This window comes from Rhodoferax sp. RT5P35, from assembly GCF_056521385.1.
In genome coordinates this window covers 131,458-154,031 of record NZ_JBWMAX010000005.1, presented here as the reverse complement: position 1 = coordinate 154,031, position 22,574 = coordinate 131,458, and the positions used below count along the sequence as shown (strand labels likewise).

The following is a 22,574-nucleotide window of genomic DNA, read 5'->3' as shown; positions in this document are numbered from 1 at the left end:
AATAAATAGCTGACAGCGCATACAGTTATTACGCTAGAGGCCTAAAAACCCTACAAAATTCGGCTTCTGCACGAAATGGCTAATCCCCCTAGAATCTTCGGACTTACCCGTACCTTCATCCCCGCCGCGCTCTGCGGCCCAGCCCCCCCTCACTCTTATGAATCTCCCCTTGCTGGCCCTGGCCGTTGCCGCTTTTGGCATTGGCACCACCGAATTCGCCATCATGGGCTTGCTGCCCGAAGTCGCCACCGACCTGGGCGTGACCATTCCCGCTGCGGGCATGCTGGTGTCGGCCTACGCCTTGGGCGTGGCGGTGGGTGGCCCGGTACTGGCCGTGGCCACGGCCAAGATGCCGCGCAAGACCACGCTGGCCTGGCTGATGGCCTTGTTTGTGGTGGGCAACATCGGCTGCGCGCTGGCCCCCAGCTACGGCTGGCTGATGGTGGCGCGGGTGCTGACCTCGTTTTGCCACGCGGCCTTCTTCGGCATTGGCGCAGTGGTGGCCACCCAGGTGGTCGCACCGGAGAAGCGCGCCCAGGCCATGTCGATGATGTTTGCGGGCCTGACGTTGGCCAATGTGCTGGGCGTGCCGCTGGGTACGCTGCTGGGGCAGCAAACCGGCTGGCGCAGTACCTTTTGGGCGGTGTCGGTAATCGGCGTGCTGGCCATGGCCGCCGTGCTGCGCTGGGTGCCTGCGCTGCGCCAGATGCTGAGCGGCAGCGCTTTAGGCGAGTTCCGCGTGCTGCGCCACAAACAGGTGTGGCTGGCGCTGGGCATGAGCATGTTGGCATCGGCCAGCATGTTCACCGTGTTTACCTACATCACGCCCATCCTGCGCGACGTGACCGGCATCGCCCCGCAAAACGTCAGCTACGTGCTGCTGCTGTGCGGCGTGGGCCTGACCATCGGCAACCTGCTGGGCGGGCGGCTGGCCGACTGGCGGCTGATGCCGTCGCTGATGTGCATCTTTGCGGCCATCGCCGTGGTGCTGGCCGCGTTCTTCGTCACCAGCCAGTGGGTCTGGCCCGCCGTGGCCACCCTGGTGCTGTGGGGCGTGGTGTCGTTCGCCACCGGCGCGCCCTTGCAGGTGCGGGTGGTGTCGCAGGCCGGGGATGCGCCCAGCCTGGCATCGACGTTGAACATCGGCGCCTTCAACCTCGGCAACGCCCTGGGGGCCTGGCTGGGCGGCAGCGCCATCGCCGCAGGCTGGTCGCTGCGCACCCTGCCCTTGCTGGCCGCCGGGGTCACACTGGGCGCGCTGGCCTTGACGCTGTACAGCGCGCGGCTGGATGGCCGCAGCCCCAAACGAACCCATAACTTGGCCCGTGCCTGATTTCGCTGCTGCGGGGTGTTATAACCAACGCCCTTCAATCACCGCTATCGGCATGCCGGGGCGAGCAACCACAGAAAGATCAGCATGGGCGCGCAATGGAAAGCTAAAGGCAAAGAACTGGCAGCCAACGCCAGGGGCCGCGTGTTTGGCAAATTGTCCAAAGACATCATGATCGCGGCGCGCAGCGGGGCCGACCCGGCCGCCAATGCCCGGCTGCGGCTGCTGGTAGAGCAAGCCCGCAAGGTCTCCATGCCCAAGGACACGCTGGACCGGGCCATCAAAAAAGGCGCAGGCCTGACCGGCGAAGCCGTCAACTTCGAGCACGTGATCTACGAAGGCTTTGCCCCGCACCGCGTGCCGCTGATGGTCGAGTGCCTGACCGACAACGTCAACCGTACCGCGCCTGAGATGCGCGTGCTGTTCCGCAAGGGGCAGTTGGGTACGTCCGGCTCGGTGGCCTGGGACTTTGACCACGTCGGCATGATCGAAGCCGAGCCCGCTGCCCAAAATGGGAAGGACAGCGCGGACCCCGAGCTGGCCGCCATCGAAGCAGGTGCGCAGGACTTTGAACCCGGCGAGGAAGACGGCAGCACCACCTTCCTGACCGACCCCGCCGACCTCGACCTGGTCAGCCGCGCCCTGCCTACCCACGGTTTCACCGTGCTGTCGGCCAAGCTGGGCTACAAGGCCAAGAACCCCATCGCCGCTACCAGCCTGAGTGCCGAGCAGCTGGAAGAAGTCGAAGCCTTCCTGGCCGCCATCGACGCGAACGATGACGTGCAAAACATTTATGCAGGCTTGAATTGATTCCCCCCCAGGCTGCAGCGCTACGCGTCTTTCGCCAACCCCCTGCAGGGGGCAACACCAGCGGCCTGGCAAAGCCAGTTCTGCGGTGTTTCTGGAAGTCACGTAGCTTCGGCCCCTCTCGCCTGCCCGCAGGCTAGCCCCTACCTCTCAAGCCCAATGGACTTTCTCATCCTGGCGATCCTGATCGCCATCGGCAGCTACGCGCTGACCTCGCGCGACCAGCGCCAGCGCATTGCCACGCTGGGCAGCCACCTCAGCCAGTACCAGATCGAAAAGCTGATGGAGACCGTGACCCAGGGCTACCTGCGGGCGCTGGGCGAAAAAGACGCAACCCGTCAAGAACAGATCTGGGCCCTGCTGAACACCAGCGAAGCCCAGCTGGCCGAGCAGTTCAAACGCTTTGCCAGCGAATTTGCCAAAGCCGGTACCGAGCAGACCCGTGTCAGCAAAATCGCCATCGCCCTGCCCTATGCCGACTCGCTGTTCCCTAGTGCCACCTTCGACCTGCGCCGTGCCTTTGCCATCCACGCCCAGGGCATTGCCCGCGCCGCCGACATGGCTGTCGGCACGTCGGCCAAAGACAAGGCTTTCACCATGTCGGCCGAGCTGTTTTTGATGCAGCACACCTGCCACTGGTTCTGCAAGTCCAAAACCGTGGCCTCGGCCCGCATGATGGCCCGCCACCAAACCACCTACGCCCAACTGGTGGCCGCGGTGTCGCCCGAAACCCGCAAGGCGTATTGCAGCCTGGTGGGAGGCTGATTGCTATCTAAAAAATAGCTGCTCGCGCTGGTGGGATCAGTACGGGAGCCATACAACCCTGGGTTACGTAACGACCTCAAGCCGCTGTGCCGATAGTCTCCAACGCAGCCAGTGCCTGCGGCGGCAATGCCAAACTCGCGGCAGCCAGGTTTTCCTGCAGATGCGCCAGTGACGAGGTGCCGGGAATCAGCAGAATGTTGGGCGCGCGCTGCAGCAGCCAGGCCAGCGCCACCTGCATGGGCGTGGCACCCAGCTCGCCCGCCACGCGGGTCAGCACGTCCGACTGCAAAGGCGAAAAGCCGCCCAACGGGAAAAAAGGCACGTAGGCTATGCCCGCAGCGGCCAACTCGTCGATCAGCGGATCGTCACCGCGCTGCGCCAGGTTGTACTGGTTTTGCACGCAGACGATGCGGGCGATGCTGCGGCCCTCGGCGATCTGCTGGCGCGTAGCATTGCTCAGGCCGATATGGCGCACCAGCCCCTGCTGCTGTAGCTCGGCCAGCGCCGTCAGCGGGGCTTCCAGCGAGCCTTCGGCAGGGCCGTGCACATCGAACATGAGGCGCAGGTTCACAACCTCCAGCACATCCAGGCCCAGGTTGCGCAGGTTGTCGTGCACCGCGGTGCGCAGCTCAGCGGCCGAAAACGCCGGCATCCATGAGGCATCTGCGCCGCGCACGGCACCGATCTTGGTGACCAGCGCCAGATTGTGCGGGTACGGGTGCAGCGCCTGCCGGATCAGCTGGTTGGTGATGTGCGGCCCGTAGAAGTCGCTGGTGTCGATGTGGTTGATGCCCGCATCGACTGCCGCACGCAACACCGCGAGCGCGGCTTGTGGGTCTTTGGGCGGGCCGAAAACGCCCTTGCCCGCCAGTTGCATGGCCCCATAGCCGAGGCGTTGCACGCTGCGGTCGCCGAGGGGGTAAGTGCCTGCTGCGGCGGTGTGGTTTGTGCTCATGGAATGCTCTTTCGGTGGTTGATGGGGCGACTGTAGGCGGCCGTTGAGCGTGCGACAATCCGCCTCACTCCGCACGGGCTGTGCGGAAAACCGAACAATTCACCATGGCTAGCAACCTCGCCGATATCCACGCATTTCTGGCCGTAGCAAGCGCCGCCGGTTTTCGCGAAGCGGGCCGCGCCACAGGCAGCAGCGCATCCAGCCTGAGCGAAGCCGTGCGCCGCCTGGAAAACCAGCTCGGCGTGCGCCTGCTGAACCGCACCACGCGCAGCGTCGCCCCGACCGAAGCCGGTGCGCGCCTGCTGGACCGTTTGGAACCCGCGCTGCGAGAAGTCGATGCGGCCCTCGATCTGGTGAATAGTTTTCGTGACAAGCCTGCGGGCACGCTGCGGCTGAACGTGCCCGTCAGCGCCTCGCGTTTGGTGCTACCGCGCATCGTGCCGGCCTTTCTGGCGGCCTATCCGGACATCCGCCTCGAAGTGGTGGCCGAAGACAGCTTCGTCGATGTGCTGGCGGTGGGCTGCGATGCCGGCATACGCTACGACGAGCGCCTGGAGCAGGACATGATTGCTATCCCCATCGGCCCGCGCGAGCAGCGCTTTGCCGCCGCCGCCTCGCCCGGCTACCTGCAGCAGCATGGCCGACCCCAGCACCCGCGCGAGCTGCTGGACCACGCCTGTTTGCGCGGCCAGTTCTCCAGCGGAGCCATCCCCGCCTGGGAGTTTGAACGCAAGGGCGAGAGCGTCAAGATCCAGCCCACCGGCCCGCTGCTGGTGCGCATCGGTGCGACCGCCGACCTGGCGGTGGATGTGGCTGTGGCGGGCACCGGCATCGTCTACTTGTTCGAGGACTGGTTGCGGCCCTACTTTGCGCGGGGGGAGCTGGAGCCCGTACTCGAACCCTGGTGGCCCCGCTTTTCAGGGCCCTTCCTCTACTACCCCGGCCGCCGCCTCCTGCCCGCCACGCTGCGGGCCTTTGTGGATTTCGTCAAGGCCATGCCGCCCTGGCAATGCGGGCGACTCGCTATCTAAAAAATAGCTACTTGCGTAGGCAGGATATGCGCTAGAGGCCTAAAAACTTTACATCTCGTCAATCGGTGTGGAGCGTTCCAGGAGCTGTGTTTCCAGCGCGTAGCGCTCGCGGGTTTTGACGTAAAAGCTGGCACCGAAGCGGCCCACCGGGTGGTAGTGCTGCAGGCGCACGCGCCAGGTTGCAGTGTCGATCAGCTCGTCGCGTGCATGCATCCACAGCACTTTGCCGATGAATATCTGGCGGCTGTCGGTTTCTATCAGCTCCCACAGCGTGCATTCAAACGCCACCGGGGCCTCGGCAATGCGCGGCGGGGCGATGGCGCAGGACGGCGCTGTCGTCAGGCCCACGGCCTCCAGTTCGCTCTGGTCGGGCGGCAGGCGCTCGCCGCAGCGGTGCATCTGCTCGGCCAGGTCTTCGTCGCACATGTGCACCACAAACTCTTTGCTGCGCTTGATGTTGGCGGCCGTGTCCTTGAGCTGGCCGTCCTTGAGGCGGTTCAGGCTGATCATCACGATGGGCGGCTCCTCACCCATCATGGCAAACATGCTGAACGGTGCGGCGTTGACCACCCCGCCCTCGCTCAGCGTGGTGACCAGCGCAATCGGTCTGGGCACGATCAGGCTGGCCATCATCTTGTAGCGCTGGTATTCGGTGAGGGTGGCAAAGTCGATATTCATGGGGTTTAGCCTTCAAACTGCGGATGGAGTTGCCGGATCTTGGTCATGGCGACCCCGGCGGCGGCGGTGCGGGTCTCCACCCCCATCTTCACGTAGACGCGCTCCAGGTGCTTCTTGGCGGTGGCGGGGCTGCTGCCCAGAATCTCGCCGATGTCGCGGTTGGTTTTGCCTTTGACCACCCAGTACAGCACCTCGGCCTCGCGGGTGGTGAGCTTGAAGCTCAGGCTCATGGCCTCAATCACCGCCGCGTCGGACACTTCGCGCATGACGATCAACCAGTCGCCTCCGCCTTCGTTCCCATTGTCATCGTCACCGGTTTGCTGGTGCAGGCGAAAGCTCAGGCGGCGTGCGCCCTGCTCTACGCTGAGGCGCGGGGGTTCGATCTGCTGCTGGGCGGCGGGCAGGTGCTGCTGTAGCCAGTCCACCACGAGCTTGGGCGCGAACTGGGGTAAGGGCGCACTGGTGCCAAAGTAGTCGCGCAGCAGATCCCGGGCCAGCGGGGTTTGCCACATCAACTTACCGTCGCTGGCGCGCACGGTGATGCTGGCGTAGCCGAACGCGTCCAGCGCGTTGCGGGCCTGGCCGGCCTGGTGGACCTGCTGGCGGGCGCGGCGCGCGCTTTGCAGGTGCACGTTCATGCGGGCCATCACCTCTTTGGGCTTGATGGGCTTGGTCACATAGTCCACCCCACCGGCCTCCAGCGCGGCCACCAGGTGCTCGGTCTCGGTCAGGCCGGTCATAAAGATGATGGGGATGTGGGCGGTGGCCGGGTTAGCCTTCAAACGGCGGGCCACCTCGAAGCCGTCCATGCCGGGCATCATCGCGTCGAGCAGCACGATGTCGGGCAAGGCCTGGGCGGCACGCTGCAAGGCGGTTTCGCCACGCGTAGCTACCAGCACGGTGTAGCCGGATTCGTCCAGCGCATCGTGCAGCACGGCCAGGTTGTCGGGTACGTCATCGACGATGAGCACCACGTCGGAGTTGCTGCGGTCGAGTATGGCTTCGGGTTCAGGGAGCATGGCTGGAAGCGGGACTAGGGGGGCTGGCGGGTGCCTGGGCCAGCAGGCGACCGATGGCTTCAAACTGGAATTGTTGGGCCAGGGTGCGCACCTCCTGCGCCAAACCGCGGCATGCGGGCTGCGCCTGTTCCAGCGCGGCCAACTGGTTGAGGATACCCCGGTAAAAGCCCAGTTCGGCCACCTGGCGCAGCGCCTGCAGGCGGGCCGCGTCGGGCCAGACACGCATCACGGGCGGGGGCGGCGGCGGCGCGGCCACAGCGGGCGCATCCACCCACTGGAGTTGCAGGCGGCGCTCCAGCCAGTCCAGCAACTCGCTGTGGCGCACGGGTTTGGTGATGAAGTCGTCGGTGCGGATGCCGACATCGTTGTCCAGGCCTTTGTCGAAGGCGTTGGCAGATACCACCGCCACGTGTGTCGTGCTGTGGCCGTCGGCCCGAAGGCGTCGTATGGTTTCCCAGCCGTCAATACCCGGCATGGCCAGGTCCATCAGCACGGCATCGGGGGCGTAGCCTGCGGCCAGCAGGTCCAGCGCGTCGTGGCCGCTGGCGGCGGTGCGCACCTCGAAGCCCAAGGGTTGCAGCAGTTGCACCAGCAGTTCGCGGTCGGGTTCTTCGTTGTCGACCACCAGCAGCTTGCGGCGTAGACCCAGGTAGGCACGGCGCAGGCGTGGGGCGGTGCTGCGTACAACTTTCAACTCCGCACCGTGGATTTCGGGCAGGAAGAGCTTGACGCGGAACACCGAGCCGCTGCCGGGCGTGCTGACCACGGTCATCTCGCCGCCCATCAAGTCGGTGAGCATTTTGGCGATGGTCAGACCCAGACCGGCACCGCCGCTGCCGGGGCTGGTGGTTTGGGAGGTGCCACGCTCAAACGGCTCAAACACCTGGGCCAGCTCGTTGGCATGCATGCCGGGCCCTGTGTCTTCGATCTCGATGAAGGCCATCTCCAGCGCGTAGCGGGCGCGCAGGCGCACGCGGCCCGTGGCAGTGAACTTGATGGCGTTGCCCAGCAGGTTGATGAGGATCTGGCGCAGGCGCTTTTCGTCGGCGCGCACCTGCTCGGGCAGCACGCCCTGCGGGTCGAAGTGGAACTGCAGGCCCTTGGCACGGGCCTGGGGTTCGAACATCTCGGCCATCTCGTGCAGCAGGTCGGCAAACGACATGGGCCGGGTGGTCAGGGTGAGCTTGCCGGATTCGATGCGGGCGATGTCCAGCGTGCCTTCGATCAGCGACAGCAAATGCTCGCCGCCGCGCTTGATCACGCCGATGGCCTGCTGCCGGTGCGGTGGCACACCGGTGTCTTCGCCCATCAGCTGCGCGTAGCCCAGGATGCTGTTGAGCGGGGTGCGCAGTTCGTGGCTGATGGCGCTGATGTAGCGGCTTTTGGCCAGGTTGGCATGGTCGGCCGCGAGCTTGGCTTGCTCTGCAATCCCCCTGGCCTGCTCTGCCACCAAGGTAGCCGCTTGCAAGGCTTTGTCGGTTTGCGCATGCGAGGCGATTTCACGTTGCAGCAAGTGGGTTTGGCGGTTGGATTCTTCTTGCGCCACCTGGCGGCTTTTGTGCGCCAGCACAAACCACCAGGCCACGATGCAGGCCATCAGCACCAGGGCCATGTAGGCTTTGACGAAGCCCGAGCGCAGCGCAGAACTGGGGTCGAAATCAGCTTCTTGCGCATACTTTACCAGCGCCTGTAGCTCTTGAAAGTATAGCAACCCAAACAGCGTGGCCAAAATCGGCACCACCACCAGCATCAGCAAAATAAAGTGCGCCAAACCGGTTTCCAGGTACGGCCAGGCACGCTGCGGCAGCAGCCATCGCATGGCCGCGGCCCACTGCACTTTCAGGCTGGCCTGGGGCTTGCACAAGTCGCCACAGCGCGCATCCAGCGTGCAACACAGCGAGCAGATCGCGCCCTGGTAGGCGGGGCAATGGGCCATGTCGGGCGCTTCGTATTCGCGCTCGCAAATCACGCAGCGTTGCACGCGCAGGCGCTGGTAGCTATCGTCCGCCATCGGCTGGGTGATGCCTTTCCAGTCCGATTGCGGGCCCCTGGCGATGTAGTAACGGCCCTTGGTCCACCAGGCCAAAAAGGGCGAAGCCAGCATGGCCGTGCCCAGCGCGATCAGGGCTGAAAACGCCTGCGCCATCGGCCCGAACAGGCCCAGGTAGGCCAGCATCGACAAGGTGGAGGCCAGCGCCATCGAGCCCACGCCGACGGGGTTGATATCAAACAAATACGCGCGCTTGAACTCGATGCCCGGCGGCGACAGGCCCAACGGCTTGTTGATGACCAGGTCGGCCACCACCGTCATGATCCAGGCAATGGCGAGGTTGGAGTACAGCCCCAGCACGTCGCCCAGCGCCTCGAACACGTTCATCTCCATCAGCATGAAGGCGATCAGCGTGTTGAACACCACCCACACCACCCGGCCCGGATGGCTGTGCGTGATGCGCGAAAAAAAGTTGGACCAGGCCAACGACCCGGCGTAGGCATTGGTGACGTTGATCTTGAGCTGTGACAGCACCACAAACAAGGCCGTGGCCGCCACCGCCCAGCCGTACTGCGGAAACACATATTCGTAGGCCGCCAGGTACATCTGGTTGGGATCTACCGCGCGCTCGGGCGGCACCATATGGGTGATGGCCAGGTAGGCCAGCAGCGCGCCGCCTAGCATCTTCAGCACGCCCAGCAGCACCCAGCCCGGCCCGCCCGCCAACACGCCCAGCCACCAGCGGCGGCGCGTGGCCGGGGTGTAGGCGGGCATGAATCGCAGGTAGTCGGCCTGCTCGCCCATCTGGGTGATGAGCGCAATACCCACGGTGAGCGCCGCGCCAAACGACAGCAGGTTAAAGGTATCGGCGTGCCCCGCCACCCCACCGTAGTGCAGCACCCCGGCAAACGCGCCGGGCTCGCGCATCCACACGTAGGCAAACGGCACCACCAGCAGTACCAGCCACAGCGGCTGGGTCCAGACCTGCAGGCGGCTGATCATGGACACACCGTGCGTGACCAGCGGAATCACCACCAGCGCGCACACCAGATAACCCCAACGCGGCGGTATACCCAGCGACAGCTCCAGCGCATAGGCCATCACCGCGGCCTCCAGTGCGAAGAAGATGAAGGTGAAGGACGCGTAAATTAGCGAGGTGAGCGTGGAGCCGATGTAGCCAAAACCCGCGCCGCGGGTGAGCAAATCCATGTCCACCCCGCAGCGGGCGGCATAGATGCTGATGGGCAGCCCGGCCAGAAAGATGATCAGCCCGGTGGCCACAATCGCCCAGAAGGCGTTCACAAAGCCGTGCTGCACCAGCAAGGTGGCACCCACAGCCTCCAGGATCAAAAACGATGCCGCACCAAACGCCGTGTTGGCCACCCGCCACTCGGACCACTTGCGAAAGCGCTGCGGGGCAAAGCGCAGGGCGTAGTCTTCCAGGGTCTCGCTGGCCACCCAGCTGTTGTAGTCGCGCCGGATCTTCACCACCTGCTGGGGGGCGTCGTTCAGGGGGGTCAGGTCGGAATCGGTCACTGCGGGATCTTCGCAGTTTTTGTGCCCAGCCATGCACCAAGCTTGTGCGCCATTTGGCGTAGGCCCAAGGCATACCGCTTGCTTAATAATGCGTGACAAACATCACATTTAGCGAGCCTCCATGGAACTTACGCCGAGAGAGAAAGACAAGCTGCTGATCTTCACCGCCGCCCTGCTGGCCGAGCGGCGCAAAGCCCGGGGCCTGAAGCTGAACTACCCCGAAGCCATCGCCTTCATCAGCGCGGCGGTGATGGAAGGTGCGCGCGACGGCCAGAGCGTGGCCCAGCTGATGAGCGCAGGCCGCAACATCCTGACCCGCGCCGACGTGATGGATGGCATCGCCGAGATGATTCCCGACATCCAGGTAGAAGCCACCTTCCCCGACGGCACCAAGCTGGTCACCGTGCACCAACCCATTCTGTGAGCCCAACATGAAAACTACTAAATTGATAGCTGCTTGTGCTGTGCTGATAAGCGCGGGCGCCGTATTTGGCCATGATATTCCCGGACTGGGCAGCAGCCACTGGCACACATCAGATGCCGTGGGTTACTGCGTGCTGGCAGCGTTGGCGGGGGTATCGGCCTGGGCCGTGTGGCGCGACCGGGGCGGCAAATGACCCCCGGCGAACTGCTGGTAGACGATGGCGAACATGCGCTAAACACCGGGCGGCGCAGCGTCACCCTGGTGGTCAGCAACACCGCAGACCGGCCCATCCAGGTCGGCAGCCATTACCACTTTGCCGAAACCAATGGCGCTTTGGGCTTCGACCGGGCCGCCGCCCAAGGCATGCGGCTGAACATTGCGTCGGGCAGCGCGGTGCGCTTCGAGCCCGGCCAGCAGCGCACGGTGGAGCTGGTGGATTACGCGGGCGACCGCACGGTGTATGGATTTCGCGCACTTGTGCAAGGGAAACTCTGATGGCAACGATTGGACGACGCGCTTACGCTGAAATATTTGGCCCTACCGTGGGCGACCGGATCCGCCTGGCCGACACCGACCTGCTGATCGAGGTGGAAAAAGACTTCACCCTGGCGGCCGGTGCCTACGGTGAAGAAGTCAAGTTCGGCGGCGGCAAGACCATCCGCGATGGCATGGCACAAAGCCAGCGCATGAACAGCGAGGGCGCGGTGGACTGCGTAATGACCAACGCGCTGATCCTGGACCACTGGGGCATCGTCAAGGCCGACATCGGCCTCAAGGACGGCCGCATCGTGGCCATAGGCAAGGCGGGCAACCCCGACGTGCAACCGGGCGTGGACATCATCATCGGCCCCGGCACCGAGATCATCAGCTGCGAGGGCAACATCGTCACCGCCGGTGGCATCGACAGCCACATCCACTTCATCTGCCCGCAGCAAATCGAGGAAGCCCTGGCCAGCGGTGTGACCACCATGCTGGGCGGCGGCACCGGCCCGGCCACCGGCACCTTTGCCACAACCTGCACGCCCGGCCCCTGGAACATCGAGCGCATGCTACAGGCGGCGGACGCCTTCCCCATGAACCTGGGCTTTCTGGGCAAGGGCAACGCCAGCCTGCCTGCCGCGCTGCACGAGCAGATCGGCGCAGGCGTGATTGGCCTCAAATTACACGAAGACTGGGGCACCACACCGGCCGCCATCAGCAACTGCCTGGATGTGGCCGATGCCACCGACACCCAGGTCGCCATCCATTCCGACACGCTCAATGAGTCCGGCTTCGTCGAAAACACCATTGCCGCCACCAAGGGTCGAGGCCTCTGCGCCTTCCACACCGAAGGCGCGGGCGGAGGCCATGCGCCGGACATCTTGCGGGTCGTGGGCGAAGCGAACTTTTTGCCCAGCAGCACCAACCCCACCATGCCGTACACCGTGAACACGCTGGACGAGCACGTGGACATGCTGATGGTCTGCCACCACCTGGACGCCAGCATTCCCGAAGACCTGGCCTTCGCCGAAAGCCGCATCCGCAAGGAAACCATTGCCGCCGAAGACGTGCTGCACGACCTGGGCGCGATCAGCATGATGAGCAGCGACAGCCAGGCCATGGGCCGGGTCGGCGAAGTCATCCTGCGTACCTGGCAGACGGCGCACAAGATGAAGACCCAGCGCGGCTCGTTGCCAGAAGATTCTTCGCGCAACGATAACTTCCGCGCCAAGCGCTACGTGGCCAAGTACACCATCAACCCGGCGCTGGCCCACGGCATCAGCCACGAGGTGGGCAGCGTCGAGGTGGGCAAATGGGCCGACCTGGTGGTGTGGAAACCCGCCTTCTTTGGCGTGAAACCGGCACTCATCCTGAAAGGCGGCTTCATCGCCATGGCCGCCATGGGCGACCCCAACGCCAGCATTCCCACGCCCCAGCCGGTGCACTACCGCCCCATGTTCGGCGCGTACGGCACGGCATTGGCACGCGGCTCGCTGACCTTTGTGTCGCAAGCCGGTCTGACCGGCGGCATCAAGGAACGCTTCGGCCTGGCCAAAACATTAAGCGCCGTGAAAGACATCCGCGCCGTGCGCAAGCAGCACATGGTGCACAACAGCTATTTACCGAAGATGGAAATTGACGCGCAAACTTACAGCGTGCGGGCGGATGGGGTGTTGCTGACGTGTGAAGCGGCGGTAAGCTTGCCGATGTCGCAGCGGTATTTTCTTTTTTAAGCGGCCAATTCAAAACAACTAGCGAGGCTGCATGTGGCTACGAATCCAATCCGCAAAAGCCTCGTCGCTCAGCTCCCCCGCAGCGACGGCCAGCACAGTCAAGGTCGCATCGACCTGGCTGGCAGTGAGCCGGTAGCCATTGGTTGCCAAAAACAAACCCACAGCCAAAAACGCCACCCGCTTGTTGCCATCCACAAACGGGTGATTTTTGGCCAAACCCACCCCATAAGCGGCAGCCCGGCTGGCGACATCCCGTTCGCCATAAGCAGCCAAATTCAAAGGACGTGCCAAAGCCGAATCGAACAAACCTTCGTCGCGCAATCCGGGTGCCCCTCCATGCTCTACCAAACCCTCGTCATGCAGCAGCAGCAGCACCTGCCGACTCACCCACCGCCAGCCGCTCATTTGGCCAACTGGCGGAAGGTGTCGCGGTAATCGTGCATGAATTCGCGCCCTAGCTTGAGCTGTTCGTCCAGCTCCAAATCGTACGGAGTCAACATCACCCCGTTCGCCGCCTCGGTCCAAAATACCGAGTCACCCTTCTCCAACTTGAGCAAAGTGAGCAGTTCTTTAGGCAAGATCACCCCCACCGAGTTGCCGATTTGTGTCAATTTGAGTGCAGCCATAGCGAACCCCTAAAGTTATAACGTTTGTTATATTATTCCTCATACGCTCTCCCCATACAAGCCCGCCATGCTCCAAACCTCCAAACTCATCCCCCAAGGCAAAGGCCTGGCCCCTGCCCTGCTCAAACGTGGCAGCACTGTCGAACTGGACTGGGACGTGCGGCAAAAAAGCCGCTTCGATGCCACCGACTCCCTGGGCCGCCAGCTCGGCGTATTTCTGCCGCGCGGCACAATGGTGCGTGGTGGCGACGTGCTGGTGGTGGAAGACGGCTCCTTGGTCCAGGTGGTGGCGGCCTCCCAGCCGGTGCTGGTCATTACCATCCACGGACACGGCACACCTTTCGACCTGACCCGCGCCGCCTACCACCTGGGTAACCGCCATGTGCCAATCGAATTACAGCCTGACCACCTGAAGATCGAGCCCGACCACGTGCTGGCCGAGATGCTGCGCGCCATGCATTTGACGGTGGTGGAAGCCACGGTGGCATTTGAGCCCGAAGGCGGAGCCTATGCGGCGGGCGGACACAGCCATGGCGACCATAGCCATGCAGCACCGAAACCCGTGACCATTCCGATTGCAGCCGCCTCCCATGTCCACGGTCCTGGCTGCGGGCACGACCATGGGCACGGCCATTCCCACTAAGCCCACCACTGTGCGCAGAGTCCGCCCGCTGGTGCCACCGGTCCGCCGCCGCCCCGCCATAACGAGCCACGCCGCCAGTCCGCCAGAATCGGCCACGCCCAGCCTGCTACAGCTGATCTGGCTGGCATCGCCGGCCCTGCCGGTAGGCGGATTTTCTTACTCTGAAGGACTGGAAGCGGCTGTAGATAGAGCAGGAGTAGCTACAGAAAGCGCAGCATCCAACTGGCTGATCGACCAACTGCACCTGGCGCTGGCCCGGGGTGACTTGGCCGCCATCGCCAAAGCCATTCCTGCCTGGCGGCGTAGCGATCTGGCCCATGTAGCCGAGCTCAACGCCTGGGTATTGCAGACCCGCGAAACCAGCGAACTGCGCGCCCAGGCCGAGCAGATGGGCCGCTCCCTGCTGGAATGGCTGCGCAATCACCACACCGCCACACCTACGCAGATAGCGGCCTGCGCCCAGATGCAGCCCACCTACCCCGTCGCCTACGCCCTGGCCGCTGCCGCCACCCAGGCTCCGCTGCGCGACTGCCTGCTGGCCTACGCCTTTGGCTGGGCCGAAAACATGACGCAGTCGGCCATCAAATCGGTACCGCTGGGCCAATGCGCCGGGCAGCGCATCCTGGCGCGCCTGGCCGCCGACATTCCCGCCGCGGTAGACCGCGCCACCCAGCTGCCCGACACCCAGCGCCAAGCGTTTTCGCCCATGCTGGCCATTCTGAGCAGCCAGCATGAAGTGCAATATTCAAGGCTTTTCAGGTCCTAGCGCTTATTCCATAAGCACAAGCAGCTCTTTTTTTAATAGCAAAACACCATGTCCACTCTGCACCACATCGCCAACCGCACCAAAAAACTCCCTCCCCTGCGCGTCGGTATCGGCGGCCCGGTGGGTTCCGGCAAAACCACGCTGCTGGAAATGCTGTGCAAAGCCATGCGTGATAAATACGACCTGGTGGCCATCACCAACGATATCTACACCAAGGAAGACCAGCGCATCCTGACGGTCAGCGGTGCCCTGCCCGCCGAGCGCATCATGGGCGTGGAGACGGGCGGCTGCCCGCACACCGCCATCCGCGAAGACTGCTCCATCAACCTGGAAGCCATTGACCGCATGCTGGTTGAGCACCCCAATGCCGACATCGTGTTTATTGAGAGCGGCGGGGACAATCTGGCCGCCACCTTCAGCCCCGAACTCAGCGACCTCACCATCTACGTGATCGACGTGGCCGCGGGCGAAAAAATTCCCCGTAAAGGCGGCCCCGGCATCACCAAGAGCGACTTGTTCGTCATCAACAAAACCGACCTGGCCCCACACGTGGGTGCCAACCTGGACGTGATGGAATCCGACACCCGCCGCATGCGCACCAACGCCCAGGGCCTCAAGCCTTTTGTGATGACCAATCTGAAAACCCTGGCCGGGCTGTCCGAGGTGGTCGCCTTCATCGAAACCAAGGGAATGCTGGCCCCGTAAAATCAAGGGCTTAGCCAGCTCCACGCCGTATGCAACGGCGTTTCCCTATGACCGTTGTCCCATGACCTATAGCGTCAAAGAAATTTTCTACACCCTGCAAGGCGAAGGCGGCCAGGCAGGCAGCCCCGCCGTGTTCTGCCGCTTCGCGGGTTGCAACCTTTGGACCGGCCGCGAAAGCGACCGCGCCACCGCCGTCTGCCGTTTTTGCGATACCGACTTTGTGGGTACCGACGGCACCTTGGGCGGCAAATTTGCCGATGCAGAAGCCCTGGCCGAGCAAATCGCCGCCCAATGGCCCGCAGGCGACAGCCAAAACCGGCTCACGGTACTGACGGGCGGTGAACCCCTGCTGCAAGTAGACCCCGCCCTCATCAAAGCCCTGCATGCACGCGGCTTTCGCATTGCCGTGGAAAGCAACGGCACAGTACGCGCCCCCGAGGGTATAGACTGGCTGTGCATTAGTCCCAAAGCAGGCGCGCCCTGGATTCAACAGCAAGGCCAGGAACTCAAAGTAGTCTGGCCTCAGCCCGGCCTGGACCTTGCCACATTGGCCAGCACCGGACAATTTACCCACCGCTTTTTGCAGGCCATGGACGGCCCCCACCAAGCAGCCCACATCGCCCTGTGCATTGACACCTGCATGCAACACCCCGGCTGGCGACTCAGCTTGCAGACCCACAAAATCACGCATATCCGGTAAACCATGCAGTACACCATCAGCCAACGCTTCTACTTTGACGCGGCCCACACCCTGCAACGCGAGATCGAAGCCGCAGGCAGCCGCCGCATACACGGCCACACCTACCACGCAGAAGTCAGCGTCAGCGGCCCCCGCGACCCCGCCAACGGCATGGTCCTCGACCTGGGCTTTCTGCGCCTGCGCCTGGAAGCCGTACGCGAACAACTCGACCACCACCTGCTGGACGAAGTGCCCGATCTGGGTACCCCCACACTGGAGAACCTGTGTATTTTTATCGCAACACAGCTAGCCGACGTGCGCCCCCCCGTAAGCCGTGTCCGCGTATGGCGCGATGCACTAGGCGATTCCTGCGTTTTAGACATCCTCTAAATGGTGTACGTTTTGTAACCTAGGTGTAAATACCAAGGTTAGAATGGAAGGCTTGGAAGCGTGGCAGAGTGGTCGATTGCACCGGTCTTGAAAACCGGCGATGGGAAACTATCCGTGAGTTCGAATCTCACCGCTTCCGCCAAATTTAATGATGCAGTACAAGGTACGAAGAGCTCATATCTAATTCGGCTGATATGTTCAACTCTGACATAAAGCGAACCCAGCTAACTAACGCAAAGCAAGGGTTTAATAAATATTAATAGTAAATTACCCACAAGATTTAGAAAACTGACACAAAAATAGTGCAGTTACATGGTGAATTCAAATTTCTAAAAATAAATTCGTGGCATTGAGCTCCACTTATTCAATAATTTAACCTTAAAATTTTTATTCTTAACCCAGCATGCAGCTTAATGCTTACATGGGTTGAGAAATTTAAACAATGAATCCGCATGCCGAACATCCAACATCTCTCGGGTCTTTAGGTCGCTGCCTTTGGCGTAATCATCAGCTTATTTTGCAAATAACACAACGCGAAGTGGTAGGACGATATAAAGGCTCCATCTTTGGAATGGCATGGTCATTTTTCAATCCAGTATTCATGCTAGTGGTTTATACCTTCGTATTTTCTGAAATCTTTAAATCTCGCTGGGGTGGCGCTGGCGGAAATGACAGTAAAACTCAATTCGCATTAGTTCTATTTGTAGGCATGATTGTGTTGAACTTGTTCAACGAAGTCTTGAATCGCGCTCCTGGCTTAATAGTGGGCAACGTCAACTACGTCAAAAAAGTAGTTTTCCCCGTAGAAATTTTGCCCGTTGTCGCAACAGGAGCTGCCTTGTTTCATAGCTTGGTAAGCCTCGGCGTATTGCTCCTAGCATTTGCCATTTTCAACGGCTACGTGCACTGGACCGCAGCTTTAACCCCGTTTGTGCTACTTCCCCTCGTAATCCTAGCCACTGGTATTGCCTGGATGCTTGCATCTTTAGGTGTATTTTTGCGTGATATTGGCCAAACTATCGGTGTATTTACGACCATTCTGATGTTCCTCTCGCCTGTATTTTTTCCGGTATCCGCTGTTCCGGAGCGATTTAGGCCATACATCATGGCCAATCCTCTGACATTCATAATCGAGCAGGCACGTGAAGTGCTGATTTGGGGACATCTGCCAGACTGGGCGGGCTTAAGTGTGTACACCGCCGCGGCTACCGCGATAGCTTGGGCAGGCTACGCTTGGTTTCAAAAAACCAAGAAGGGCTTTGCGGATGTCCTCTAACAATATTGTGATTCGCGTTAAAAATCTTAGTAAATGTTACGAAATTTATAACACGCCAAGGGATCGACTAAAACAATTTCTTCTACCCCTCTTGCAGGCCCTAATCGGTCGCTTGGTGAAGCAGTATTTTCGCGAATTTTGGGCAATCAAGGATTTATCGTTTGAAATCAAAAAAGGCCAAACAGTAGGAATTATTGGGCGCAATGGTGCCGGCAAATCAACCCTACTGCAAATAATTTGTGGAACATTGACGCCAACGAGTGGATCAATTGAGCTAAATGGGCGCGTCGCGGCTCTGCTGGAACTGGGCGCTGGTTTTAACGGTGAATTTACCGGTCGTGAGAATATTCAGATGTATGCCGGAGTTCTCGGGCTGAGTTCTGAAGAAATAGCGGCGCGCTTTGATGACATCACCGATTTTGCCGATATTGGTGATTTTCTGGATCAACCAGTAAAAACGTATTCATCGGGCATGTACGTCCGTTTGGCCTTTGCTGTGGTAATCCACGTGGATGCTGATGTGCTGATCGTTGACGAGGCATTGGCGGTGGGGGATATTGCATTCCAGGCAAAATGCATGATGGCGTTGAAGCGTCTTATGGACGACGGAGCTACTGTTTTGTTTGTGAGCCACGATACTTCTAGTGTGCGAAACCTTTGCCAAAAGGTTTTGTGGCTGGATGCTGGGAAGTCCAAGGCTTTCGGCGATCCAGAACAAATTATTGGAAATTATGTAGCGGAAGCGCATTTAACGATCAATAGCCACCTGGCTAAAGTGCGTCCAGCAACGAACGAGCACGTGGCAACTGAAAACGCCAAGCTCGAAGATCCGTTGCTTTCTATGAAGCCGCATATCTCATTCGCCAAAGGTTGGCGTCGCTATGGAGATGGTCGAGCCTATATTAGAAATGTGTTTTTCTTGAATGAACAGGGAAAGCCATTTGAGACGTTGCAACTGCACGAGAAATTTTTCATCAGGTTCTCGGTTTTTGCTGAAACCTATATAGAGCAGCCGGTTTTTGGGTTTTCTTTTCGAGACCTAAAAGGCAATCAAGTCATCAGCTCTATGACCACCAACTACCGAAATTGTCATGTCCCTAGTCTGCCAGCCGGCCAGGCTTTCATCGTGGAAATTTCCGGTGAAAATGTGTTGGCACAAGGCACCTACACACTTACGTTGGGTATGGAAAATATGGTTGAGCGAAATTTGGCACATGAATATATTGATGTTGTTGAAAATGCCATTACCTTTCAGAGTAGTTTTGGCAGTGACGCTCACAATATTTTCCCCGGGCTAGTGTGGAAGCAAATGGAAATTCAAATAAAAAAAGCAGGTGTATTTTCGGTGTCAACTGATCATATTGCGCTTGCCTGATATTATATTGAATCTAATAAGAGTTTTTTGGAGTTTCCATGCCTAAAGACTATAATTTTTTTGAAAATCTAACGTATGAGGATTTTCAGGCAATGGCGCTGAATCAAGAGTTATCGCCTTTCGAAAAAATAGGATTTCCTGACGCGTATCGCAATTTGTACGAGCAGCATATTTTTGAGGATTTGCAACTAAAATTGCCCGTCTTATTGCAGCGTGACTCGGTTGTTTTTGATATTGGCTGCGGCTGCAGTACTCTGCCGAATCTGCTGATTCAGCGTGCAAGTGAATTTAATCAAAAACTTATTTTGCTTGACTCGTTTGAAATGCTGAGTCAATTGCCGGAGAGTGGGTCGGCATTGATCAGAAAATTTCCTGCCCGATATCCAGACTGTCCTGAGCTTTTGGAGGAGTTGAAAGGGCGTGTCGATGCTGCTATTGTTTATTCTGTCATTCAGTATGTGTTTGCCGAGGGGAATATATTTGATTTCCTCGATCGGACGCTTGGGCTCTTAGCCCCGGGTGGTCGAATTTTGATTGGGGATATACCTAATATCTCTATGAGAAAACGTTTTTTTTCTAGTGAAACTGGAATTAAAAGCCATCAAGAGTTTACGAACTCAAATGATATTCCAAGCATTGAATTTAATAAGATTGAAGCAAAGCAGATCGATGATTCAATCATGATGAGCGTCGTGCAGCGGGCGCGTTCTGCTGGATTTCATGCATTCTTATTGCCACAGGCAAAAAATTTGCCTATGTCAAATCGAAGAGAAGATATTTTGATTGTCCGACCATGAGAACAACATGGTGAAAACAAAAAAACTGATCATCGTTGGCGATTCCGCTTTTGCCGAAGTAGCGCATGAGTATTTTGATGCGGACTCTGAGTACGAGGTAGTAGCCTTTAGCGTCGAGCAGGCATATCTCAAGAACCAGGAAATGCGTGGTCTGCCTGTAGTGTCATTTGAGACCTTGGAGACCCGCTTTGACCCAGATGCGCACGAGATTTACGTGGCCGTGGTGTATACCCAACTCAATCGCCTGCGTTCCCGGCTAGCACAGGCCGCCAAAACCAAAGGTTTTAGGTTGGCGTCCTATGTGAGCTCTCGTGCCTTTGTCTGGAGAAATGCAAAAATCGGCGAACATTGTTTTATCTTTGAAGACAACACGGTGCAGCCCTTTGTGTGTATTGGTGACAATGTTGTGTTCTGGAGTGGCAATCACATTGGACACCATTCAAAAATAGGCAGTAACTGTTTTATCTCTTCGCATGTGGTGATTTCGGGATTTTGCGATGTTGGTGAAAATTGTTTTATCGGAGTCAATGCCGCCATTGCCAACAACGTCATTATTGGACGTGAAAATTGGATCGGCCCCAGTTCGACCATTATGAAAAATACCGAGGCAGGTGCTTTGTTCGTGACGAAGCAGTCAGAGGTGGCTAAGGTGTCGGCCCCACGCTTTTTCAAGCTGAGGGACTAAGGTATGCGTTGGGAAAAAATGGGACTGGTTTATGGTCCTGATGGATCGTTACCGTGGGCCCAATCGCATGCGATGATTCCTACACCAGTTGCGTTGAGTTCCGACGTCGTGCGGGTGTTCGTGACGTGCTGCGATGCCCAGGGAATTAGTCGTCCCGGTTATGTTGATATCTCTGCACATGACCCCCTTAAGGTTCTGCAGGTATCTCATTTACCATTACTCGATATCGGGCAACCCGGCACCTTTGACGAAAATGGTGTATTGGCTTGTTCCGTTATCAAGTTAGATGACGGACGAATGTTCATGTATTACGCGGGCTTTGAGTTGGGAACCAAAATCCGCTATCGGTTGCTCACTGGGCTGGCCATCAGTACAAATAACGGGGAAACATTCGAGCGCTATTCAATAACGCCGATTTTGGAGCGAACCCCTAATGAGCTTTTTTTCCGCGGCGGTCCATGTTGCCTCTTTGAGGGGGGACGTTTCCGACTTTGGTATGTTGCAGGCAGCACATGGACGAACATAGATGGCAAACCTATGCCGGTCTATGAGGTTCGCTATGCAGAATCTACTGATGGTATCCACTGGCCATCTAAAGGTTGCACCCAAATCGAAATTAGCGATTCTGATGAACATGGTTTTGGACGTCCCTATGTAAGCAAAAAACTTGATGGTGGCTATCAAATGCATTATTCGGTACGACGCAGATCCTTGGCCGCCTATCGTCTTGGTTACGCGATTTCCCCCGACGGCCAAAGTTGGCAACGTCGAGACAAGCAGCTTAATTTTGATGTTTCGGTTACGGGCTTTGATTCAGAAGCCATCATGTACGCAGTTCCCTTCGAAGTGGGCGGCGAGACGTATTTGTTTTACAACGGCAATAACTTTGGATCTCAAGGGTTCGCCGTGGCGCGCCTGGATACGGCATGACGATCCAAGTGCGGCCTTTCGAAGCCAGGGATGCCGACGCGTGGGATTCCTACTGCGGCCAAGCCTTGCAGGGAACCTTTCTGCATACTCGCCGATTTCTGTCCTATCACGGCGATCGCTTTGTCGATCAATCATTGATTCTGGAGCGCGACAAGAAATGGGTTGGCCTGTTTCCAGCAGCGTCTGACCCTGTCCGTCGTAAGTGCATCATTTCCCACCCAGGTATCACCTATGGCGGCCTGCTTCATTGCGGGCAGCTGCAGGGGAGCTCTGCCATGGAGTCTCTGCGGCAAATTCAGGCCTACTACCGGCAACAGGGTTTTCAGGAAATTTTGTACAAAGCTGTACCCGCGATTTACCACAGAGCACCTGCACAGGACGACTTGTACGCGCTGTTTCGGTTGGGGGGAGTCAGGGTGCGTGCTGATCTCAGTTGCACGATCGATTTGCAGCAGCGGCTGCGAATCAGTTCCAGGCGAGGGCGCGGTCTAAGAAAGGCGCTTGCGGCCGGGGTTGAAATGGCAGAGGGGCACACCTTTCTGCCTGCTCTTTGGGAGGTGTTGACTGACAATCTCCAGCGCAAACACCAAGCTGTGCCTGTTCATAGTTTGGCGGAGATAAGCCTTCTTGCGGAGCGCTTCCCGCAAAACGTCCGCTGCGTCGTCGCCCGTTGGCAGCAGAAAATCGTTGCTGGCGTGCTGTTGTTCAACACCCCCGGTGTGCACCACGCCCAATACATCGCGTCCAGTGTCGAAGGTTATCGACTGTCTGCGCTTGATGCCATTTTTGACTACTGCATCACAACCGCCGCCGCGGTGGGGTGCCGTTGGTTTGATTTTGGTACCAGTAATGAGCAGGGTGGCACGATCTTGAACAATAGCTTGTATGAATTCAAGTCAGAATTCGGTGGAGGCGGTGTTGTTCATGAGTTTTATACATTGCGTATCAGCTGAG

At 59.3% G+C, this 22,574-nt stretch carries 25 protein-coding genes and 1 tRNA gene; 20 read left to right on the top strand and 6 right to left on the bottom strand.

Annotated features, from left to right (window positions below):
* The first annotated feature begins 157 nt into the window (after positions 1-157).
* The 3 genes from AC097L_RS09320 (at position 158) to AC097L_RS09310 (ending at position 2,902) form a co-directional block, all read left to right on the top strand.
* A complete protein-coding gene (locus tag AC097L_RS09320; protein WP_479586049.1) occupies positions 158-1,333 on the top strand; it encodes an MFS transporter in 1,176 nt (391 codons plus the stop codon).
* Between the two features lie 84 nt (positions 1,334-1,417).
* Positions 1,418-2,140, top strand: coding sequence for a YebC/PmpR family DNA-binding transcriptional regulator (locus AC097L_RS09315; protein WP_479586048.1), 723 nt, complete (start codon positions 1,418-1,420; stop codon positions 2,138-2,140).
* Between the two features lie 156 nt (positions 2,141-2,296).
* Positions 2,297-2,902: a hypothetical protein gene (locus AC097L_RS09310; protein WP_479586047.1), complete on the top strand. Its 606-nt coding sequence runs from the start codon at positions 2,297-2,299 to the stop codon at positions 2,900-2,902.
* 76 nt (positions 2,903-2,978) lie between these two features.
* Here AC097L_RS09310 and AC097L_RS09305 read toward each other — a convergent pair whose 3' ends face one another.
* On the bottom strand, positions 2,979-3,857 hold the full coding sequence (locus AC097L_RS09305; protein ID WP_479586046.1) for an aldo/keto reductase family oxidoreductase: 879 nt from the start codon (positions 3,855-3,857) through the stop codon (positions 2,979-2,981).
* A 104-nt stretch (positions 3,858-3,961) separates the two neighbouring features.
* Here AC097L_RS09305 and AC097L_RS09300 point away from each other — a divergent pair, with 104 nt between their 5' ends.
* Positions 3,962-4,888: a LysR family transcriptional regulator gene (locus AC097L_RS09300; RefSeq protein ID WP_479586045.1), complete on the top strand. Its 927-nt coding sequence runs from the start codon at positions 3,962-3,964 to the stop codon at positions 4,886-4,888.
* A 48-nt stretch (positions 4,889-4,936) separates the two neighbouring features.
* Here the strand turns inward: AC097L_RS09300 and AC097L_RS09295 are convergent, their stop codons facing one another.
* Genes AC097L_RS09295 through AC097L_RS09285 form a run of 3 tightly spaced genes read right to left on the bottom strand, consistent with a single transcriptional unit; the run spans position 4,937 to position 10,144 of the window.
* Entirely contained in the window at positions 4,937-5,566 is a 630-nt protein-coding gene (locus AC097L_RS09295; protein ID WP_479586044.1) for a flavin reductase family protein, read from the bottom strand.
* Between the two features lie 5 nt (positions 5,567-5,571).
* Complete coding sequence (locus AC097L_RS09290) at positions 5,572-6,585, bottom strand: response regulator (RefSeq protein ID WP_479586043.1); 1,014 nt, start codon at positions 6,583-6,585, stop codon at positions 5,572-5,574.
* A complete protein-coding gene (locus tag AC097L_RS09285; protein ID WP_479586042.1) occupies positions 6,575-10,144 on the bottom strand; it encodes an ATP-binding protein in 3,570 nt (1,189 codons plus the stop codon). The genes AC097L_RS09290 and AC097L_RS09285 overlap by 11 nt, the downstream gene beginning before the upstream one ends.
* 88 nt (positions 10,145-10,232) lie before the next feature.
* On the opposite strand from AC097L_RS09285, the gene AC097L_RS09280 reads away from it, so the two are divergent.
* Genes AC097L_RS09280 through ureC form a run of 4 tightly spaced genes read left to right on the top strand, consistent with a single transcriptional unit; the run spans position 10,233 to position 12,748 of the window.
* Positions 10,233-10,535, top strand: a complete 303-nt coding sequence (locus tag AC097L_RS09280; protein WP_295954086.1) for an urease subunit gamma — start codon at positions 10,233-10,235, stop codon at positions 10,533-10,535.
* 7 nt (positions 10,536-10,542) lie between these two features.
* Complete coding sequence (locus tag AC097L_RS09275) at positions 10,543-10,728, top strand: hypothetical protein (RefSeq protein ID WP_479586041.1); 186 nt, start codon at positions 10,543-10,545, stop codon at positions 10,726-10,728.
* Positions 10,725-11,030, top strand: a complete 306-nt coding sequence (locus AC097L_RS09270; RefSeq protein ID WP_479586040.1) for an urease subunit beta — start codon at positions 10,725-10,727, stop codon at positions 11,028-11,030. Before AC097L_RS09275 ends, AC097L_RS09270 begins: the two co-directional genes overlap by 4 nt.
* Positions 11,030-12,748, top strand: coding sequence for an urease subunit alpha (gene ureC, locus AC097L_RS09265; RefSeq protein ID WP_479586039.1), 1,719 nt, complete (start codon positions 11,030-11,032; stop codon positions 12,746-12,748). Before AC097L_RS09270 ends, ureC begins: the two co-directional genes overlap by 1 nt.
* Before the next feature lie 18 nt (positions 12,749-12,766).
* On the opposite strand, the gene AC097L_RS09260 is transcribed toward ureC, so the two are convergent.
* Positions 12,767-13,153 carry a type II toxin-antitoxin system death-on-curing family toxin gene (locus AC097L_RS09260; RefSeq protein ID WP_479586038.1) on the bottom strand — a complete coding sequence of 129 codons (387 nt, stop codon included), beginning with the start codon at positions 13,151-13,153 and terminating at the stop codon, positions 12,767-12,769.
* Positions 13,150-13,374, bottom strand: coding sequence for an AbrB/MazE/SpoVT family DNA-binding domain-containing protein (locus tag AC097L_RS09255; RefSeq protein WP_479586037.1), 225 nt, complete (start codon positions 13,372-13,374; stop codon positions 13,150-13,152). The genes AC097L_RS09260 and AC097L_RS09255 overlap by 4 nt, the downstream gene beginning before the upstream one ends.
* 67 nt (positions 13,375-13,441) lie before the next feature.
* Between AC097L_RS09255 and ureE the strand changes: the two genes are divergently transcribed.
* From ureE to AC097L_RS09195, 12 genes are all read left to right on the top strand, one after another.
* A complete protein-coding gene (ureE, locus tag AC097L_RS09250; RefSeq protein ID WP_479586036.1) occupies positions 13,442-14,017 on the top strand; it encodes an urease accessory protein UreE in 576 nt (191 codons plus the stop codon).
* Complete coding sequence (locus AC097L_RS09245) at positions 13,995-14,783, top strand: urease accessory protein UreF (RefSeq protein WP_479586335.1); 789 nt, start codon at positions 13,995-13,997, stop codon at positions 14,781-14,783. Before ureE ends, AC097L_RS09245 begins: the two co-directional genes overlap by 23 nt.
* A gap of 48 nt (positions 14,784-14,831) precedes the next feature.
* Complete coding sequence (ureG, locus tag AC097L_RS09240) at positions 14,832-15,488, top strand: urease accessory protein UreG (RefSeq protein ID WP_479586035.1); 657 nt, start codon at positions 14,832-14,834, stop codon at positions 15,486-15,488.
* 61 nt (positions 15,489-15,549) lie between these two features.
* Positions 15,550-16,188 carry a 7-carboxy-7-deazaguanine synthase gene (gene queE, locus AC097L_RS09235; RefSeq protein ID WP_479586034.1) on the top strand — a complete coding sequence of 213 codons (639 nt, stop codon included), beginning with the start codon at positions 15,550-15,552 and terminating at the stop codon, positions 16,186-16,188.
* A 3-nt stretch (positions 16,189-16,191) separates the two neighbouring features.
* Positions 16,192-16,557: a 6-carboxytetrahydropterin synthase gene (locus AC097L_RS09230; RefSeq protein WP_479586033.1), complete on the top strand. Its 366-nt coding sequence runs from the start codon at positions 16,192-16,194 to the stop codon at positions 16,555-16,557.
* A 54-nt stretch (positions 16,558-16,611) separates the two neighbouring features.
* Positions 16,612-16,699 (top strand) — tRNA-Ser (locus AC097L_RS09225).
* Positions 16,700-16,999: 300 nt separating this feature from the next.
* Positions 17,000-17,833 (top strand): ABC transporter permease, encoded by an 834-nt coding sequence (locus tag AC097L_RS09220; RefSeq protein ID WP_479586032.1) that lies wholly within the window; start codon positions 17,000-17,002, stop codon positions 17,831-17,833.
* Positions 17,823-19,208 carry an ABC transporter ATP-binding protein gene (locus AC097L_RS09215; protein WP_479586031.1) on the top strand — a complete coding sequence of 462 codons (1,386 nt, stop codon included), beginning with the start codon at positions 17,823-17,825 and terminating at the stop codon, positions 19,206-19,208. Before AC097L_RS09220 ends, AC097L_RS09215 begins: the two co-directional genes overlap by 11 nt.
* A gap of 38 nt (positions 19,209-19,246) precedes the next feature.
* Positions 19,247-20,005 (top strand): class I SAM-dependent methyltransferase, encoded by a 759-nt coding sequence (locus AC097L_RS09210; RefSeq protein ID WP_479586030.1) that lies wholly within the window; start codon positions 19,247-19,249, stop codon positions 20,003-20,005.
* A 7-nt stretch (positions 20,006-20,012) separates the two neighbouring features.
* A complete protein-coding gene (locus AC097L_RS09205) occupies positions 20,013-20,690 on the top strand; it encodes an acetyltransferase (protein WP_479586029.1) in 678 nt (225 codons plus the stop codon).
* Between the two features lie 3 nt (positions 20,691-20,693).
* Positions 20,694-21,620: a glycoside hydrolase family protein gene (locus AC097L_RS09200; RefSeq protein ID WP_479586028.1), complete on the top strand. Its 927-nt coding sequence runs from the start codon at positions 20,694-20,696 to the stop codon at positions 21,618-21,620.
* Positions 21,617-22,573: a GNAT family N-acetyltransferase gene (locus tag AC097L_RS09195; RefSeq protein ID WP_479586027.1), complete on the top strand. Its 957-nt coding sequence runs from the start codon at positions 21,617-21,619 to the stop codon at positions 22,571-22,573. The genes AC097L_RS09200 and AC097L_RS09195 overlap by 4 nt, the downstream gene beginning before the upstream one ends.
* Position 22,574: the final 1 nt, after the last annotated feature.

Excerpts from the sequence above, each read along its gene's own strand:
- AC097L_RS09285 (WP_479586042.1), bottom strand. The coding sequence starts at position 10,144 with ATGGCTGGGCACAAAAACTGCGAAGATCCCGCAGTGACCGATTCCGAC.
- AC097L_RS09310 (WP_479586047.1), top strand. The coding sequence starts at position 2,297 with ATGGACTTTCTCATCCTGGCGATCCTGATCGCCATCGGCAGCTACGCG.
- AC097L_RS09195 (WP_479586027.1), top strand. The coding sequence starts at position 21,617 with ATGACGATCCAAGTGCGGCCTTTCGAAGCCAGGGATGCCGACGCGTGG.
- AC097L_RS09295 (WP_479586044.1), bottom strand. The coding sequence starts at position 5,566 with ATGAATATCGACTTTGCCACCCTCACCGAATACCAGCGCTACAAGATG.
- AC097L_RS09320 (WP_479586049.1), top strand. The coding sequence starts at position 158 with ATGAATCTCCCCTTGCTGGCCCTGGCCGTTGCCGCTTTTGGCATTGGC.
- AC097L_RS09210 (WP_479586030.1), top strand. The coding sequence starts at position 19,247 with ATGCCTAAAGACTATAATTTTTTTGAAAATCTAACGTATGAGGATTTT.
- AC097L_RS09255 (WP_479586037.1), bottom strand. The coding sequence starts at position 13,374 with ATGGCTGCACTCAAATTGACACAAATCGGCAACTCGGTGGGGGTGATC.
- AC097L_RS09245 (WP_479586335.1), top strand. The coding sequence starts at position 13,995 with ATGGGCACGGCCATTCCCACTAAGCCCACCACTGTGCGCAGAGTCCGC.
- AC097L_RS09205 (WP_479586029.1), top strand. The coding sequence starts at position 20,013 with ATGGTGAAAACAAAAAAACTGATCATCGTTGGCGATTCCGCTTTTGCC.
- AC097L_RS09300 (WP_479586045.1), top strand. The coding sequence starts at position 3,962 with ATGGCTAGCAACCTCGCCGATATCCACGCATTTCTGGCCGTAGCAAGC.
- AC097L_RS09260 (WP_479586038.1), bottom strand. The coding sequence starts at position 13,153 with ATGAGCGGCTGGCGGTGGGTGAGTCGGCAGGTGCTGCTGCTGCTGCAT.
- AC097L_RS09290 (WP_479586043.1), bottom strand. The coding sequence starts at position 6,585 with ATGCTCCCTGAACCCGAAGCCATACTCGACCGCAGCAACTCCGACGTG.
- ureG (WP_479586035.1), top strand. The coding sequence starts at position 14,832 with ATGTCCACTCTGCACCACATCGCCAACCGCACCAAAAAACTCCCTCCC.
- AC097L_RS09315 (WP_479586048.1), top strand. The coding sequence starts at position 1,418 with ATGGGCGCGCAATGGAAAGCTAAAGGCAAAGAACTGGCAGCCAACGCC.
- AC097L_RS09220 (WP_479586032.1), top strand. The coding sequence starts at position 17,000 with ATGAATCCGCATGCCGAACATCCAACATCTCTCGGGTCTTTAGGTCGC.
- AC097L_RS09280 (WP_295954086.1), top strand. The coding sequence starts at position 10,233 with ATGGAACTTACGCCGAGAGAGAAAGACAAGCTGCTGATCTTCACCGCC.
- AC097L_RS09230 (WP_479586033.1), top strand. The coding sequence starts at position 16,192 with ATGCAGTACACCATCAGCCAACGCTTCTACTTTGACGCGGCCCACACC.
- AC097L_RS09200 (WP_479586028.1), top strand. The coding sequence starts at position 20,694 with ATGCGTTGGGAAAAAATGGGACTGGTTTATGGTCCTGATGGATCGTTA.
- AC097L_RS09270 (WP_479586040.1), top strand. The coding sequence starts at position 10,725 with ATGACCCCCGGCGAACTGCTGGTAGACGATGGCGAACATGCGCTAAAC.
- AC097L_RS09215 (WP_479586031.1), top strand. The coding sequence starts at position 17,823 with ATGTCCTCTAACAATATTGTGATTCGCGTTAAAAATCTTAGTAAATGT.
- AC097L_RS09275 (WP_479586041.1), top strand. The coding sequence starts at position 10,543 with ATGAAAACTACTAAATTGATAGCTGCTTGTGCTGTGCTGATAAGCGCG.
- queE (WP_479586034.1), top strand. The coding sequence starts at position 15,550 with ATGACCTATAGCGTCAAAGAAATTTTCTACACCCTGCAAGGCGAAGGC.
- ureC (WP_479586039.1), top strand. The coding sequence starts at position 11,030 with ATGGCAACGATTGGACGACGCGCTTACGCTGAAATATTTGGCCCTACC.
- ureE (WP_479586036.1), top strand. The coding sequence starts at position 13,442 with ATGCTCCAAACCTCCAAACTCATCCCCCAAGGCAAAGGCCTGGCCCCT.
- AC097L_RS09305 (WP_479586046.1), bottom strand. The coding sequence starts at position 3,857 with ATGAGCACAAACCACACCGCCGCAGCAGGCACTTACCCCCTCGGCGAC.